Below are 14,926 nucleotides of genomic sequence, written 5' to 3' on the forward strand. Positions count from 1 at the left end.
ATCAGTATCTGATCCGGATTGGTCATTTAGGTCTGGTCCGATCCTAGGGTGGCAAGAATTGCCACCCGAATCGTTTGCCGGTTTCTACGACTCCAGATCCAACGCCGGGTCAATAATTTGTGGAACTTCTATAAATGCATCCGCTATTAATTGTGCAGTCAAGTCAATTTGCCAGCGTCGCGCCCCGAGATCGGCCAGGGCCAGCCCCACGGATGCCGCATCCGCGGGCTCCGGCGGTGACCAGGCCACCCGGCGAAGGTAGTCCGGAGTCAGCAGATTCTCCAGCGGAATCTCCCGTTCGTCCGTGACGCTCTGCAGAGCGACGCGGGCTGCCTTGTACCGCACGTCGGCCTCCGGATTTCGGTCGGCCCAGGCCCGCGGCGGAGGCAGGGTGTCATTGCTCGCCTTGAGCGCGGGCAGATCGATGGTCGCCCGGCCGCGTTGGATGGCAGCCCACCAGCGGTCGAGCTCACTGCGGCTCGCCCGACCGTTGAACTCGCGCAGGTCAGAAAGGGCTTGACGGGTCGCGGGGAGCACGCGGGCGGCGGCGAGCAGCGACGCGTCCGGAACGAGCCGTCCGGGGGAGACATCGACCTCGCGGGCAAATTCGTCGCGGGCCAGCCACAGCTCGCGGGCGACGACCAGATTGCGTTGGCTGTGCAGCGAGTGGATGCCCGACAGGCGCCGCCACGGATCAACGCGGGCAGCCTTGGCCTCCTTGGCCAGGGTTGCAGCGAATTCCTGGTCGGCAATGTCGGTCTTGTTCGATTCCAGCAGCAGGTCGACCATGCGGTCGCGCAGATCGGGCAGCAGCTCGACGTCGAGGGCTGCGTAGACCAGCCACGATTCGGGCAGCGGCCGGGTAGACCAGTTCGCGGCGGAGTGCTCCTTGGCGAGGTGGATGCCGAGCAGCTCTTCCACCACGGTACCGAGGCCGACCCGCGGAATGCCGAGCAGCCGGGCAGCGAGCTCGGTGTCGAAGATGCGTGTGGGGTCGAGCCCGACTTCCCGCAGGCAGGCGAGGTCCTGGCTGGCCGCATGCAGAATCCATTCCGCATCGGCGAGGGCATCGTTCAACTCGCTGAAGTCGCCGATTGGCGGCGGGTCGAAGAGAAACGTGCCGGCGCCGCGGCGATAAATTTGAATGAGATAAGCGCGTTGCGAATAGGTGAAACCGGATGCCCGTTCCGCGTCGACCCCGACCGGCCCGTGTCCGGCGGCCAGGGTGGCCGTCGCGGCGAGGTAGGCCTCACGAGTATCGATGACCAGGTGTTGAACGAGGGCGGGCCGATTGGATTGCGATTCAGCCACGGGCTGCTCGGCGTGCTGACAACATGCTGACTCCTTCCCCAGCCGGAGGGAGTCCGGCGAGCATGCACAGCAGCTCGCCCCACCCCTCGACGTGGGCGGTGAGATTGTGATCCAGGGGTGTCCACGACGCGCGCAGCTCAATCTGCGCACCATCTCCCTGTTTGACGAGTTCGCCAAAGCCTGACGAGATAATTTTAGTCGCCGTTCCGGAGGCCGCGGTGTACTCCGCCTTTCGGGAGTCCAGGGCATCGACCAGCCACTGCCAGGTGACCTCGGCCAGAAACGGGTCGAGCCCGATTTCCACCTCGAGCGGTGCTTGCGCGAAGCAGACCACGCGGAAGGCTCCGTTCCAGCCGTCGGGCTCATCGGGGTCGTACAACAGAATGAACCGGCCGGTACCCAGACCTGAGTCGCTGCCGTGCCGCACCGGAGCAATATTCGCGGCCAGGGCGATCGAGTACGGCGCGAGCTGGGTGGGCGCGGCAATCTCGGTGACGACTAATTCGGCCCGGCTTGTGGCGCGGCGAATGGCGGTCACTGCCGCGACAAACTCTGCGGGGAGCGATTGATCTGTTTCGGCCACGTCTGCAGACTAGAGTTTTTTCTGGGTGTTGTTCGTGAGGCACGCCGACCAGTCGGAGGTGCACGTGCACGATCCACAGCCCCCAAACGGGCGTCATACCGCTCGCTGGCGCAGTACTCAGCGCTCAGTTCTGGCACCAATCCTGGGCTTCACCGGCATCGTGATCGTTGGCTCCGCCGTGGCCCTCGTCGGTGCGGCCGGTGTGCTCGCCGCGGTCATGGCGAAGACCATCGTCACACCGCCAGCCGCACGCGCCGACGACACCCGGGTGTTCGCAGTCGACCTCGCCGAGCGCTTGGTCACCCTGCAACGCCACCGCGATTCCGTCCTCCCCGGCGAGTACAGTTTCTTCTTCAGCGCGGGTACCGGCCATGCCCGGGTCGGTGAGATCACCACGCGCACGGCGACCACCGTCACCCGGCGCATCCTCGGTGTCGACTATGGCGACCTCGCGTCCGCCCGTCGCGGCCGGTTCAGCGGCTGGCTCTACACGAGTCCCGCCGATCTCGGTTTCGGGTGGACCGAGGTCACCATTGCGACACCCGTCGGTTTGGCACCCGCCTGGTTCTTTCCAGCGGATGGCACGACAGTATCCGCAGGCAAGTGGGTGATCGAGGTGCACGGCCGGGCGGTGCGCCGCGAGGAGGCATTGCGGGCGGTGCCGGTGTTTCACGCGGCCGGCTACACATCGTTGCTCGTCTCCTATCGCAATGACGGCGATGCCCCGGCCAGCGCTGACGGCCGCTACGGCCTCGGTGACACCGAATGGCCCGATGTGGAGGCCGCGATCGACTACGCTGCCAGCCACGGGGCGAGGAGCATCGTGCTGATGGGCTGGTCGATGGGCGGTGCCGTGGTCTTGCAGGCGCTGACCCGCAGCCGACACGCAGACCTGATCGTTGGCCTCGTGCTGGAATCTCCGGTGATCGATTGGGCCGACGTCGTCCGAGCGCAGGCGTTGGACCGCAGGCTGCCGGCGCTCATCGCGCGCGGTGCTCTCGCTGTGATGGGGGCGCCCTGGGCCAAACGCGTCACCGGACAGGCCACGCCGATCGATTTTGCCCGGCTCGATTATGTCGCCAGGGCCAGTGAACTGCAGCGGCCGATTCTGCTGTTACACAGCGACAATGATGGTTTCGTGCCAGCCACCGGGTCGCGCCGACTCGCCGACCGGCGGCCCGACATTGTCACTTTCGTGGCGTTCAGCGAGGCCCGCCACACCAAACTGTGGAACTACGACCCGGATCGCTGGAATGGCGAGATCGCGGCCTGGCTCGCTGCACTGCCGACCGGCTTGCCGAAGCGCTAGGCGAGTCGCTCCCGGAGCTGACGTTTGGCCCGGCCGAGCATGGCGCTCATGCCCCGCAAGCGCAGCGGCGAGACGGCCTCGCTCAGGCCGATGGACTGCGGATAGTCGTCGGGAACGGCGAACACTTGCTGGGCGCTCAGCCCGTCGAGCCCCTGGGCGAGGATCGACGCGAACCCGCGGGTGGTGGGCGACTCGCGCGGGGCCGTCGCGTGCAGGTGGAACGCGCCCTCGGCATCCAGGTTGACGAAGATGAATACCGGCGACTGGCATTCGACCACGCGCTCGAGCAGGTCGGGATGGTCCTGGTACTCCTGCGGAAGTTCCGGCAGGTCGTTGGCGAACTCAAGCAGCAAGAGCAGGCGATCCTTCTGCTCGAGGGCAAGGAAATCCTCCTGGATTTCCGCCAGCTGGGAGGGAAGAACGCTCATCGGCGCGGCACCGGAGCGGCACCGGGTGCGGTACCGACCGCAATCGGCACGGCGACGGCGTTGCCCCATTCGGTCCAGGATCCGTCGTAGTTGCGCACATTGTCGAAGCCGAGCAGGTGGGTCAGCACAAACCAGGTGTGACTGGACCGCTCGCCGATGCGGCAGTAGGCGATCACGTTGTCGCCGTCGGCCAGACCAGCCTCCCCGCGATAGATGTCGTCCAGTTCGGTGCGCGTCTTGAAAGTGGAGTCGGTGGCTGCGGCCCGGGCCCACGGCACCGACGCGGCGGTAGGAATGTGGCCGCCGCGGAGGGCGCCCTCCTCGGGGTAGGCGGGCATCGTCGTGCGGGCCCCGCTATATTCTTCGTCGGAGCGCACATCGATGAGCGGATTGCCGAAGTGGGCGAGAACGTCGCTCTTGAAGGCGCGAATCGGGGCGTCGTTGCGCGGGGTCTCCGGGTAATCCGTGGGGGTGACGGGGGAGACGTCCGTTGTCAGTTCACGCTCCTCGGCGAGCCACTTCGTGCGTCCGCCGTCGAGCAGGCGAACATCGTCGTGGCCGAACAGGGTGAAAACCCACAGGGCGTATGCGGCCCACCAGTTGCTCTTGTCGCCGTAGATGACAACCGTGCTGTCGCGAGCGATGCCCTTGCTGCACATGAGGGCGGCGAAGGCTGCGCCCTCGATGTAGTCACGGTTGACTTTGTCGTTGAGGTCGGTGTGCCAGTCGATTTTTACCGAGCCGGGGATGTGTCCCACTTCGTAGAGCAAGACGTCTTCGTCGGATTCGACCACGACCAGTCCCGCGTCGGTGCGGTGTTCCGCCAGCCATTCGGTGGAAACCAGCTTGGATGGGTGGGCGTAGGCGGCAAACTTTTCGGTCGTGTCGATCGGGGCAGACATGTAACCTCCACGTGGGCAGCGGATGCATGCGGATTCGGGTTGACCGCGGATTAGGCTTATCTGTGCCCACCCCACAAATCTACGCGGTGTCGGCAGCCGACGCATTCGCAGCTCTACCCACGAGAACGGGCATTTCAGCATGGCACCAGAGGCCCATCAGAAGGCAAACCACGCAGTTCCGCAACTGGCCGACCGCACCCCGAGCATCACGGGCCGGGAAATCGTCGCAGAACTGGTACCGCCTCCCCAGTTTGAGCACGCCTCGTTCGAGAACTACCGACCCGATCATGACTACCCCTCCCAGGTCGAAGCCGTTGAAAAGCTGAAGGAATTCGTGACCCCGCGGCCGGCCGGATTCTTCTCCCGACGCCGGCAGGCCAAAGACGACCTGCCCGGCATCTACCTCGACGGTGGGTTCGGTGTCGGCAAGACGCACCTGCTCGCGGCACTCTGGCATGCCGCGACCGGCCCGAAATACTTCGGCACCTTCATCGAGTACACCGCGCTCGTGGGCGCCCTCGGCTATCAGGAGACCATCAAGGAGCTGCGCAGCGCAAAGCTCATCTGCATCGACGAGTTCGAGCTCGACGATCCGGGCGACACCATGGTGATGACCCGACTGCTCGGCGAACTCGTAGCTACCGGAACGCGCGTCGCCGCCACGTCGAACACCCCGCCCAACTCGCTCGGCGAGGGCCGGTTTGCCGCGCAGGACTTTCTGCGCGAGATCTCGGCCATGAGCGCCAACTTCGAGACCCTGCGCATTGACGGCCTCGATTACCGTCGCCGCAATGTCACCGGTCAGGCCGTCTCGGTTGAGCCGGAGGCGCGTGAGCACCTGGTCAACACGTTGCTAAAGCGTGGTTCCAAAGTGACCGAGGATGATTTCGGTGCCCTGATTCGTCATCTCGGCACCGTGCATCCGTCGAAATACGTCAAGGTCATTCGCGACGTGGAGGTGATTGCGCTGCGCGGCGTTTTCCTGCTGACCGACCAGTCCGACGCCCTGCGTCTGGTGGCGTTCATCGACCGCGTCTACGACGCCGAGATTCCGATCGTCGCTAGCGGGCGCCCGCTCAACGAGGTGTTCGACGACGAGATGATGGCTGGCGGGTATCGCAAGAAGTACCAGCGGTCCCAGTCGCGCATGGTTGCCCTCACTACGGGAGAGTTGCCGCCGCACACCGATTGACCCTGACATCTGGCGTTAACAATTCGCCAGCGCTCGTAACTGGCACGAAACACGTCAGAAGGTTTGTTGTAACAGCCACCTCAGATAATTGACTCGTATCCGAGGTGGCTCGCCTCGTGCTACGCCCAGCACATTTGAGACTCGTGAGGACAATTCTATGGAAACCGGAAGCATTGCGTGGGGGCTGACCGCCACCGCACTCGTGTTGTTCATGACACCAGGTGTCGCCTTCTTCTACGGCGGACTGGTCAAGGCCAAGAGCGTCATCAGCATGATGATGATGAGCTTTGGTGCACTGGGCCTCATCAGCGTCCTGTGGATCCTGTACGGCTACAACATGAGCACCGTGAACGGTCCGACCGAATTTGCCGGCAATCCGTTCTCCGACTTCGGTCTTGGCAAGCTCGCCATGGGAGAAACGGGCAGCACCGACCTGCTCGGTGCCACGTACGGTGCCACATTCGCCATCATCACCGTCGCCCTCATCAGCGGCGCTGTCGCAGACCGGGCGAAGTTCGGATCCTGGATGATCTTCGCGGGTATCTGGGCAACCCTCGTCTACTTCCCGGTCGCAGCCTGGGTCTGGGGTGGCGGCTGGATCATGAAGCTCGGTGAGACGTTGGGCCTCCCCGGCGTCATCGACTATGCCGGTGGTACCGCGGTGCACATCAATGCCGGTGCTGCAGCTCTCGCGCTGGCCCTGGTCCTCGGCAAGCGCGTCGGGTTCCAGAAGGGCATGACCAAACCGCACAACGTACCGCTCGTGCTCATCGGTGCCTCGATTCTCTGGTTCGGCTGGTTCGGTTTCAACGCCGGTGCTGAATGGCTCAATGGCCTCGCCAATGTCGGCATCATCGTTATCAACACCCTGGGTGCCACGGCAGCGGCCATCCTCGCCTGGATGCTCGTTGAGAAGTTCAAGGACGGCAAAGCCACCTCGGTGGGCGCCGCATCGGGCGCTGTTGCCGGCCTCGTCGCCATCACCCCGGCCTGCGCCAACCTGGAACCGGGTTGGGCACTCCTGCTCGGCGGGCTCTCCGGTGCCGTTTGCGCTCTCGCCGTTGAACTCAAGTTCAAGCTCGGCTTCGACGACTCGCTCGATGTCGTCGGCATCCACCTGGTCGGTGGCATCATCGGCACTCTCTACCTCGGCTTTTTCGCCATCAACACCGGGCTCTTCACCGGCGGCGACCTCGGTCAGCTCGCTGTGCAGGCGATTGCAGGCTTTTCGGTTCTCTTCTACTCCTTCATCATTGCCTACCTGCTCGGTTTCGCGATCGAGAGGACCATCGGATTCCGCATCAAGAACGAAGACGAACTGGCCGGAATCGACACGAGCGTGCACGGCGAAGAGGGCTACGCCCTCGAGCGTGTCTGAGCCCTGAACGTCTGAGCCCTGAACGTCTGGCCCTGGACGTCTAGGCGTCTGAGTCTTGGGTGTCCAGGCTCTGGGCGTGCAAGCTCTGGGCATTCAGGCTCGTGAACGACAGCTGGAGGCGAGTGGATGCCCCGGCTCAGCCGCGAACGCAGGTTCCCGGGGAGACGGGGTTGGAAAGGCCGGGCGCCTGGCTGATTACTGGCTGAATTTCCTGGAGTGTGAGGGCATAGCCGACATTGTCGGTGTTCGAGGCCTTCGCGAAGATGACGCCGACCACCTGGCCGGATTCGCTCAGCAGCGGTCCGCCTGATTCGCCCTGCTGTACGTCGGAAGCCACGGTGTATACCTGACGTGGCGTCGGGTCCTGGCCGTAAATGTCGGCAACGCTGATGGTGCCGATCGAGATGACCTGGGCTGGATCGGAGACGTAAGGTCCGCCGAACGGGTACCCGTCGGCGACCGCGCCGCTGCCCGCAGCGAGATCCACTCCGGCGGTCAGCGGCGCTGCGCCCAGACCGGGAACCGAAACAATGGCGATGTCGTCGACCGGGTCGAAGTAGACGATCTCACCGGCCAGGGCTTCGCCCGCCGGGGTTTCCACGACGGGCTGGTCCACACCCGCGACGACGTGCGCATTGGTGATGACGCGGTCGTCTGACACGACGAAGCCGCTGCCGGACTGGCTCTGTCCACAGGCGTAGGCCGTTCCGGTGATGCGCACGACCGACTGAGCGGCCACGGCCAGCGCCGGACTGCTCGTATCGGCCTGGGCGGCATTCGGTGTCGGGCCGGTGAAAGCGTCGACGATGCGCGGCAGTCCCTGCTGCACGGCCACGGAGCGCAGCTCGGCCATGAGAGCCTTGACCGGATCGGGGGTCAACGAGTCGATACCGGACACGACGGTCGACGAGGCGATGGCGGGGGAGAGGAACGGAACGCCGAGAGCGCCAATGCTGAACGCCACCATCGACGCCACAAGGGCTGAGGCGACGGCGGCGAATACCGCGCCCAGCACGCGGTTGATGGCGCCGAGGGGGGAGCGCTTCTTTCTGCGCCCCACCATTCCTCCCGCGGAGGCGCCCAGCGAATGTCCGACGAGCACGAGCACTATCGCCACGCCGATGGTGGCTGGTGTGCGCCATTGCGCCGCAGGTACCCAGCCGCCCACCAGGGGAACCACGAAGAAGGCGGCGACTCCGCCGACCACAGCGCCGACGATGCCGGTGAGGCTCTGCAGCAGTCCGCTACGGTAGCCGTTGACGAGGGCAATAAACAAGACCAAGATCAGAAGGAGGTCGAGAACGGTCGAGCCCGGCATCCTTCTCCCTCATTCACTATTTCATGTGTTGCTTCAAAACGATGTGTCTTTTCCATGTTTACACAGGCCGCCTCCGGGATTGCTGGGCAGACAGGGCTTCCGGCCCTCATTCCCGGGTGATCAACAGGCGTAGACACTGCCCCAGCGAGTACCGTGAGGCACACCCAGCGAAAATTCCCAGCGACAATTGCCAGCGACAATTGCCAGTGAAAATTTCCCGTGAAAGGAACCCGTGACGAACGCCGAGGCCTATCCCATTTCGGCGGTCGCACCGCCCCTGGCGGGGCGGGCGTCGGCCAGCCAGCGCTGGTCGCACCTGGTGTTTCTGCATTGGCGCGTCGATGCCGCGCTGGTGGCGCCGCTCCTGCCGAACGGCCTCGTACCCGATGAATACGACGGGTCGGCCTGGGTCGGCCTGATTCCGTTCGTGCTGGATCGCGCGACAATTCTCGGTAGCCCGCCGATACCGTACTTTGGCTCCTTCGTTGAAGTGAATGTGCGCCTCTATGCCGTTGATCCGCAGGGCCGTCGCGGTGTCGTGTTTGTATCGCTGGAGGCCAGTCGTCTCGCGGCTGTACTCGCCGCCCGCGGTCTGTTCTCGCTGCCCTATGTCTGGTCGCGTACCGGTCTCACGGTTGATTCCGGCCAGTACCGGTACACATCGACGCGCCACGGGGACCGCACCAAGTACACAGCGGTCGTGGCCCGACCGGGTTCAGTCGCCGTCGTCGATGATCCGTTGGCAGATTTTCTCACCGCACGATGGGCGTTGTTCACGAGTATCCGTGGTCGCACGGTGCATTTACGCAACCACCATGAGCCGTGGCCGTTGTACCGTGCCGAACTTGTGAGCATCGACGACACGCTGCTGGCTGGTGCAGGTTTCGCCGGCCTCGCCGCTCGCGCTCCGGAATCGGTGCTCTACTCGCCCGGCGTCACGACCTGGTTCGGCCGGGGAAACTGACGCCAGCACTCAGGGAGATCTGAAAAAATCAAGATCACAGACACATTCACACAAGGAACAGGACACCATGGGAATTCTTGACTTTCTGCTGGGCCGCAAGGAACAATCACCCACAGACGAACGATCAAACCGGCCGACCCGCGCCCCGGAGCGCAGCGAGGATGAGATCGCGGTCGAGCGTTACCAGTACCTGCTGCGCACGGCTCCGCCGGAAACCATTGAACAGGTGCACACCGAGGCCTTCTCGAAGCTGACCGACGAGCAGCGCGACATTCTCTTTCGCCAGCTGACCGAGAACGTCGAACCGAGCGAGCGCCCGGTGGATGCCGCACCGGCCACGCTTGCCCAGGCCGCGACCCGGGCCGAACTGCGCCAGCCTGGCACGCTCACCCGTTCGTTCGGCAACCAGAACGGAATGGGCTTCGGCAGCATGATGGGCAGCTCATTGCTCGGCACCGTAGCCGGATTTGTCATCGGTTCGGCACTGGTAAGCGCCTTTATGCCAATGGACGGCGGGGGTGCGGATGCCGGCGCTGACGCTAACACCGAAACCAACGCCGACCCCGCGAGCGATGCGGGTGCCGACTCCGGTGGAGATTTCGGTGGCGGCGACTTCGGTGGAGATTTCGGCTTCTGAGCCTGAGCCTGAGCCTGAGCCTGAGCGCTGCTGGGCCGGGGCGCTGCTGAGCCTGTTAGCGGTTAGCGGATAGCGGCTATGGCCTCGCCGATCGGCACGTCACCGTCGGTGAATTCGATGAACGCCCCCACCGTATTGTTGTCAATCAGCACGGCGGCGGCAACGAGCGCCACGTTCTCGCGTGAGGTATCCCCACGTGCGTCGGAACCCACGGTGATAAAGCCCGTCGCGGCGTTCAGAGTCAATGTGCTCGGTCCGAGAATGGTCCAGTTCAGTGCGGTGCCGCGCAGATAATCATCGGCGGCGGCCTTGGCCTCGTAGTAGGCGAACATGCCGTCCTCGGGGGAGGCTCCGTGATCGGCACGTGACCCCTGGTACGACACCATCACGTAACGGTTCACGCCGGCTTGCGCGGCAGCGTCCATTGAGCGGATGGCCGCGTCCCGGTCAACGGCGTAGGTGCGCTCTGCGCCGCCTCCGCCGGCGCCGGCCGACCAGACCACAGCGTCGTGCCCGGCCAGAGCGGTCGCCATCTGATCTACGGAAAGATTCTGGACATCCGCCAGAACCGGTGTCGCACCGGTCGCCGTGACATCGGCGAAGTGGTCGGGGTTGCGGATTAATGAACTCACTTCGTGGCCATCGGTTGTGAGCAGGCGGGCCAGGTGGAGGGCAACTTTTCCGTGCCCGCCGATGATCGCAATCTTTGTCATGTTCCAACCCTGCCACGGTTGGCCGTATCTGGCACTTAGATTTGGTCAAAGGTGAGCAGCCGTGCGCTCAGCGCCAAGCAGAGCAGCTGCACGCCGAGGAAGACGGCGACCCAGAAAATCCCGGGAACGTGCGTGAGCCTGGCCAACTGGTCGGCATCCGACGAGGAGCCAGCCCGCCGCGACCGGGGTCGCTGCAATTCGAGGGACGTGCGCAGTGCACCGAACAACAGAAACGCAGTGACCAAAAGGGCAAACACGCCCTGCACGAGCGGTGACCCAAACCAGGAGACACCGAACACGACGGCGCCGGTCACGGCAACCGACCACAGACCGAACCAGTTGCGAATCTGCACGAGCAGCAGGGCCAGGAGGGCAAGGAGTGCCCACAGCAGGCCCACGTCATAGCCCAGGCTGAGTAGCCAGGCTGCACCGAGGCCGAGCAGCGCGGCGGCCGGGTAGCCGGCCAATAGGGTAAGGATCATGCCCGGCCCACTCGGGCGCCCGCGGCTCACGGTGAGCCCGGAGGTGTCCGAATGCAAGCGGATGCCGCCGAGTCGGCGTCCGCTCAGCACCGCGATGACGCCGTGCCCGCCTTCGTGCACAATCGTGATCACGTGCCGGGCGAGGCGCCATGCCGGGGTGAACAAGACGATCGCGCCGGCTGCGGCCACGGTCAGCCAGGCCGTGAGTGGCGCCAGCGCGGCATGCGGTGTTGTGATTCGTTGCCAGATGTCGAGAAGCACGTCCATGCCTCTCAGACTAGGTGTGCAGCTCTCAGCTGTACGCTCACGGCGGCGTGCGCGGATCGCACCAGCCGGGGCAATCGCCGCGGCCCGCGAACTGCCGGGTTCCGGCACGAAGCCGGCTGCGGCGGGCGGGGCGGTGAGGGGGGCATAAAAAACCCCCGCATAAACGGGGGGTTTTCTTGGTGGGCGATGCGGGACTTGAACCCACGACCTCTTCCGTGTGAAGGAAGCGCGCTACCAGCTGCGCCAATCGCCCAAACTTCTGCGCTCGGCAACCGAAGTTGCTGTTGCGACTTTTGATACTAGCCCAGACTGGTGCGTCGTCGCACATCGACGCCGCGCACCGGTGTGGCGCGCGCTGCAAGCAACCGCGAACTGACTTTCGCGCGACACAGCGCGGAAGCCTCTGAGTGATCGAGTGATCGAGTGATCGAGTGATCGAGTGATCGAGTGATCGAGTGATCGAGTGATCGAGTGATCCGAGTGATCCGAGAGACCAAGTGCGAATGGCAATGATCGGCACGAAGTAGAAACGGATCTCGGCGCCAACTGGGCCGCGCAACGGCCCGGCATTCCTTGGGGCAACACGCCGTAAACGGCTCGGTTTGGTTTCCGTCTAGCTATTCGGCTAGAGTCTCCAAGTACGCAGAAATGCGAACAGTTGCGGATGTGGCGCAGTGGTAGCGCATCACCTTGCCAAGGTGAGGGTCGCGAGTTCGAATCTCGTCATCCGCTCGAATGATCTGGAATCGGCCGCAAGGCCGGTTCCAATTCGTTTGGTATGAACCCAACTGGTGGATTGGCCGAGAGGCGAGGCAGCGGCCTGCAAAGCCGTTAACACGGGTTCGAATCCCGTATCCACCTCCATTCTCTGTGAACATTCTGAGAGTACGCAGTTCCCAGAAATTTGGGCGATTGGCGCAGCGGTAGCGCGCTTCCCTGACACGGAAGAGGTCACTGGTTCGATCCCAGTATCGCCCACAGTAAAAGCCCCGGTAAAACGGGGTTTTTTTGTACCCAAAAACCGCCGCAGCCGGTGCCCTTGCGCGGCATCGGCTGCCCGCGTAGTTTTGCGCGCAGGAGGTGAGTGCAATGCACGCAACAATAGGAGATCGAATTGTCATTCGTGGCAAAACGGTGGAGCGACCGGATCGTCGAGGCGAGATTCTCGAGGTTCGCGGAATCGACGGCGGTCCACCGTACCTCGTCGCGTTCGACGACCGACACGAGAGCATCGTGTACCCCGGCGCCGATTTCGTCATCGAACACACAGAATCCGTCTAGGCGCAGGGCTCAGCCTGGCCGACACCGGGCTGAGCCCTCGCACTCCCTGATGCCTCACCCGCCAACGCCCGAAAATGTTGCTTGCGGCCGACGGACCTCTCCAACGTCCCGTCGGCCGACGAACAGTGACGCGCTCGCCGCTAAAGTTGACGGGTAGGCAAACAATAGGGAGTAATACACGTGGCTGACGGCTTTGCGCTTTTCACCGACCGATCCATTGTCGCGATGCGCGTCAACGGCGAGTTGAAAGACCTGGCAACCACCGTGTTGCCAACGGATGCCGTCGAACCGGTCAGCATAGATTCTCCCGACGGCCTCAGTATTCTGCGCCACTCAGCCGCTCACGTCCTGGCCCAGGCGGTGCAGACGGTGAACCCGACCGCCAAGCTCGGTATCGGCCCGCCCATCACCGACGGGTTCTACTACGACTTCGACGTCGAGGTGCCGTTCACCCCTGACGACGTGAAGTCACTCGAAAAGGCCATGGATCGCATCATCCGTCAAGGCCAACGCTTCGTGCGTCGCGTAGTGACCGACGACGAAGCCCGCGCTGAACTGGCCGCTGAGCCGTACAAGCTCGAACTCATCGGCCTCAAGGGTGGTTCGAGCACCGAGGACAACGAGTCGGTCGAGGTCGGCGGCGCTGAACTGACCATCTACGACAACGTTGACCCGAAGACGGGGGAGACGCTCTGGAAAGATCTCTGCCGCGGCCCGCACCTGCCCAACACCCGCATGATCGGCAACGGCTATTCGCTCACCCGCCTGGCCGCCGCATACTGGCGTGGCTCCGAGAAGAACCCGCAGCTGCAGCGCATCTACGGCACCGCCTGGCCCAGCAAAGACGAACTGCGCGCCTACCAGACCCGTCAGGAAGAGGCGGCCAAGCGCGATCACCGCAAACTCGGTGCCGAACTCGACCTGTTCAGCTTTCCCGAGGAGATCGGTTCCGGCCTGGCAGTATTCCATCCCAAGGGCGGCATCATCCGGCAGGAGATGGAGAGCTACTCCCGCAAGCGCCACGTTGAGGCCGGCTACGACTTCGTCTATTCGCCGCACATCACCAAGTCGACCCTGTTCGAAACATCGGGCCACCTCGACTGGTACCGCGAGGGCATGTTCCCCCCGATGCACCTCGACGAGGAACGTGACGAGACCGGCCATGTCACCCGCCAGGGCGTCGACTACTACCTGAAACCGATGAACTGCCCGTTCCACAACCTCATCTTCAAGTCCAGCGGTCGCAGCTACCGCGAGCTGCCGATGCGCCTGTTCGAATTCGGGTCGGTCTACCGCTATGAGAAGTCCGGCGTGCTCAACGGGCTCACCCGGGTGCGCGGCATGACCCAGGACGATGCCCACATCTACACGACCAAGGAAGGCATGAAGGAGGAGCTCACGAGTACCCTCAACTTCGTGCTGCAGTTGCTCGCCGACTACGGCCTCGAGGACTACTACCTCGAGCTGTCCACCAAAGACCCGAAAAAGTTCGTCGGCAGTGACGACGCCTGGGACGAAGCCACCGAGACGCTCCGTGAGGTCGCCGAGGCATCCGGTCTCGATCTGGTCGCCGACCCGGGCGGGGCAGCGTTCTACGGCCCCAAGATCTCGGTGCAGGCCCGCGACGCCATCGGGCGCACCTGGCAGATGTCGACCATTCAGCTTGACTTCAACCTGCCAGAACGGTTCGACCTCGAATACACCGCGAACGACGGCAGCCGCCAGCGCCCGGTCATGATCCACCGCGCCCTGTTCGGCTCGATCGAGCGCTTCTTCGCCGTGCTCACCGAGCACTACGCCGGGGCGTTCCCGGTCTGGCTGGCGCCGATGCAGGTCGTCGGCATCCCCGTCTCCGAGCAGTACGGCCCGTACCTCGATGACGTGATCGCCACCCTGAGGAAAGCCGGCGTGCGCGCGGAGGTCGACCATTCCGACGACCGCATGCAGAAGAAGATCCGCACCCACACCAAGGCGAAGGTGCCCTACCAGCTCATCGTCGGCGAAGACGACCAGGCCAACGGCGCGGTGAGCTTTCGCTACCGCGACGGCACGCAGCAAAACGGCGTGCCGATCGCCGATGCCGTGCGTCTCATCGTGGAATCCATCGAGATCCGCGCCCAGGTCATCACGAGCCCGGTAGCGGCCGAAGTACAGGCATAGC

Annotated in this window: 14 protein-coding genes and 4 tRNA genes; 10 read left to right on the plus strand and 8 right to left on the minus strand. The window is 64.0% G+C overall.

The genetic code is table 11. From position 1 onward, the window contains the following. Positions 1–84: 84 nt before the first annotated feature. Complete coding sequence (locus E3T50_RS12220; protein ID WP_134552234.1) at positions 85–1,311, minus strand: HRDC domain-containing protein; 1,227 nt, start codon at positions 1,309–1,311, stop codon at positions 85–87. Then, a complete protein-coding gene (locus E3T50_RS12225) occupies positions 1,304–1,894 on the minus strand; it encodes a DUF3000 domain-containing protein (RefSeq protein WP_134552236.1) in 591 nt (196 codons plus the stop codon). The genes E3T50_RS12220 and E3T50_RS12225 overlap by 8 nt, the downstream gene beginning before the upstream one ends. A 34-nt stretch (positions 1,895–1,928) precedes the next feature. On the opposite strand from E3T50_RS12225, the gene E3T50_RS12230 reads away from it, so the two are divergent. Next, positions 1,929–3,203 (plus strand): alpha/beta hydrolase family protein, encoded by a 1,275-nt coding sequence (locus tag E3T50_RS12230; protein ID WP_134552238.1) that lies wholly within the window; start codon positions 1,929–1,931, stop codon positions 3,201–3,203. Here the strand turns inward: E3T50_RS12230 and E3T50_RS12235 are convergent. Next, complete coding sequence (locus tag E3T50_RS12235) at positions 3,200–3,631, minus strand: SufE family protein (RefSeq protein ID WP_134459109.1); 432 nt, start codon at positions 3,629–3,631, stop codon at positions 3,200–3,202. The genes E3T50_RS12230 and E3T50_RS12235 overlap by 4 nt on opposite strands. After that, complete coding sequence (locus tag E3T50_RS12240; protein ID WP_134552240.1) at positions 3,628–4,533, minus strand: sulfurtransferase; 906 nt, start codon at positions 4,531–4,533, stop codon at positions 3,628–3,630. The genes E3T50_RS12235 and E3T50_RS12240 overlap by 4 nt, the downstream gene beginning before the upstream one ends. 139 nt (positions 4,534–4,672) lie before the next feature. On the opposite strand from E3T50_RS12240, the gene zapE reads away from it, so the two are divergent. Both zapE and E3T50_RS12250 read left to right on the plus strand, forming a co-directional pair. After that, positions 4,673–5,725, plus strand: a complete 1,053-nt coding sequence (zapE, locus tag E3T50_RS12245; protein ID WP_134552242.1) for a cell division protein ZapE — start codon at positions 4,673–4,675, stop codon at positions 5,723–5,725. A gap of 157 nt (positions 5,726–5,882) precedes the next feature. Next, entirely contained in the window at positions 5,883–7,103 is a 1,221-nt protein-coding gene (locus E3T50_RS12250; protein WP_134552244.1) for an ammonium transporter, read from the plus strand. A 136-nt stretch (positions 7,104–7,239) separates the two neighbouring features. Here the strand turns inward: E3T50_RS12250 and E3T50_RS12255 are convergent, their stop codons facing one another. Next, positions 7,240–8,421 (minus strand): MarP family serine protease, encoded by a 1,182-nt coding sequence (locus E3T50_RS12255; RefSeq protein ID WP_134552246.1) that lies wholly within the window; start codon positions 8,419–8,421, stop codon positions 7,240–7,242. Between the two features lie 232 nt (positions 8,422–8,653). Between E3T50_RS12255 and E3T50_RS12260 the strand changes: the two genes are divergently transcribed. Next, a complete protein-coding gene (locus E3T50_RS12260; RefSeq protein WP_134552248.1) occupies positions 8,654–9,385 on the plus strand; it encodes a YqjF family protein in 732 nt (243 codons plus the stop codon). Positions 9,386–9,452: 67 nt separating this feature from the next. Next, the gene (locus tag E3T50_RS12265; protein WP_134552250.1) at positions 9,453–10,022 is read left to right on the plus strand and encodes a hypothetical protein; all 570 of its coding nucleotides are present in this window, start codon (positions 9,453–9,455) and stop codon (positions 10,020–10,022) included. 62 nt (positions 10,023–10,084) lie between these two features. Here the strand turns inward: E3T50_RS12265 and E3T50_RS12270 are convergent, their stop codons facing one another. The 3 genes from E3T50_RS12270 to E3T50_RS12280 all read right to left on the minus strand — a co-directional run bounded on the left by E3T50_RS12270 (position 10,085) and on the right by E3T50_RS12280 (position 11,737). Then, the gene (locus E3T50_RS12270) at positions 10,085–10,735 is read right to left on the minus strand and encodes an SDR family oxidoreductase (RefSeq protein ID WP_134552252.1); all 651 of its coding nucleotides are present in this window, start codon (positions 10,733–10,735) and stop codon (positions 10,085–10,087) included. A 35-nt stretch (positions 10,736–10,770) separates the two neighbouring features. Continuing rightward, a complete protein-coding gene (locus E3T50_RS12275) occupies positions 10,771–11,484 on the minus strand; it encodes a M50 family metallopeptidase (RefSeq protein WP_134552254.1) in 714 nt (237 codons plus the stop codon). A gap of 177 nt (positions 11,485–11,661) precedes the next feature. After that, positions 11,662–11,737, minus strand: a tRNA-Val gene (locus E3T50_RS12280). Between the two features lie 407 nt (positions 11,738–12,144). On the opposite strand from E3T50_RS12280, the gene E3T50_RS12285 reads away from it, so the two are divergent. From E3T50_RS12285 to thrS, 5 genes are all read left to right on the plus strand, one after another. After that, a tRNA-Gly gene (locus E3T50_RS12285) sits at positions 12,145–12,216 on the plus strand. 58 nt (positions 12,217–12,274) lie between these two features. Next, positions 12,275–12,348: transfer RNA gene (locus tag E3T50_RS12290), tRNA-Cys, on the plus strand. Positions 12,349–12,390: 42 nt separating this feature from the next. Then, positions 12,391–12,462, plus strand: a tRNA-Val gene (locus tag E3T50_RS12295). Positions 12,463–12,573: 111 nt separating this feature from the next. Beyond that, on the plus strand, positions 12,574–12,765 hold the full coding sequence (locus E3T50_RS12300; protein WP_134459127.1) for a DUF1918 domain-containing protein: 192 nt from the start codon (positions 12,574–12,576) through the stop codon (positions 12,763–12,765). 225 nt (positions 12,766–12,990) lie between these two features. Beyond that, positions 12,991–14,925: a threonine--tRNA ligase gene (gene thrS, locus E3T50_RS12305; protein ID WP_241990906.1), complete on the plus strand. Its 1,935-nt coding sequence runs from the start codon at positions 12,991–12,993 to the stop codon at positions 14,923–14,925. Position 14,926: the final 1 nt, after the last annotated feature.

The sequence above is a fragment of the Cryobacterium gelidum genome (genome assembly GCF_004403985.1).
Lineage (GTDB): Bacteria > Actinomycetota > Actinomycetes > Actinomycetales > Microbacteriaceae > Cryobacterium > Cryobacterium gelidum.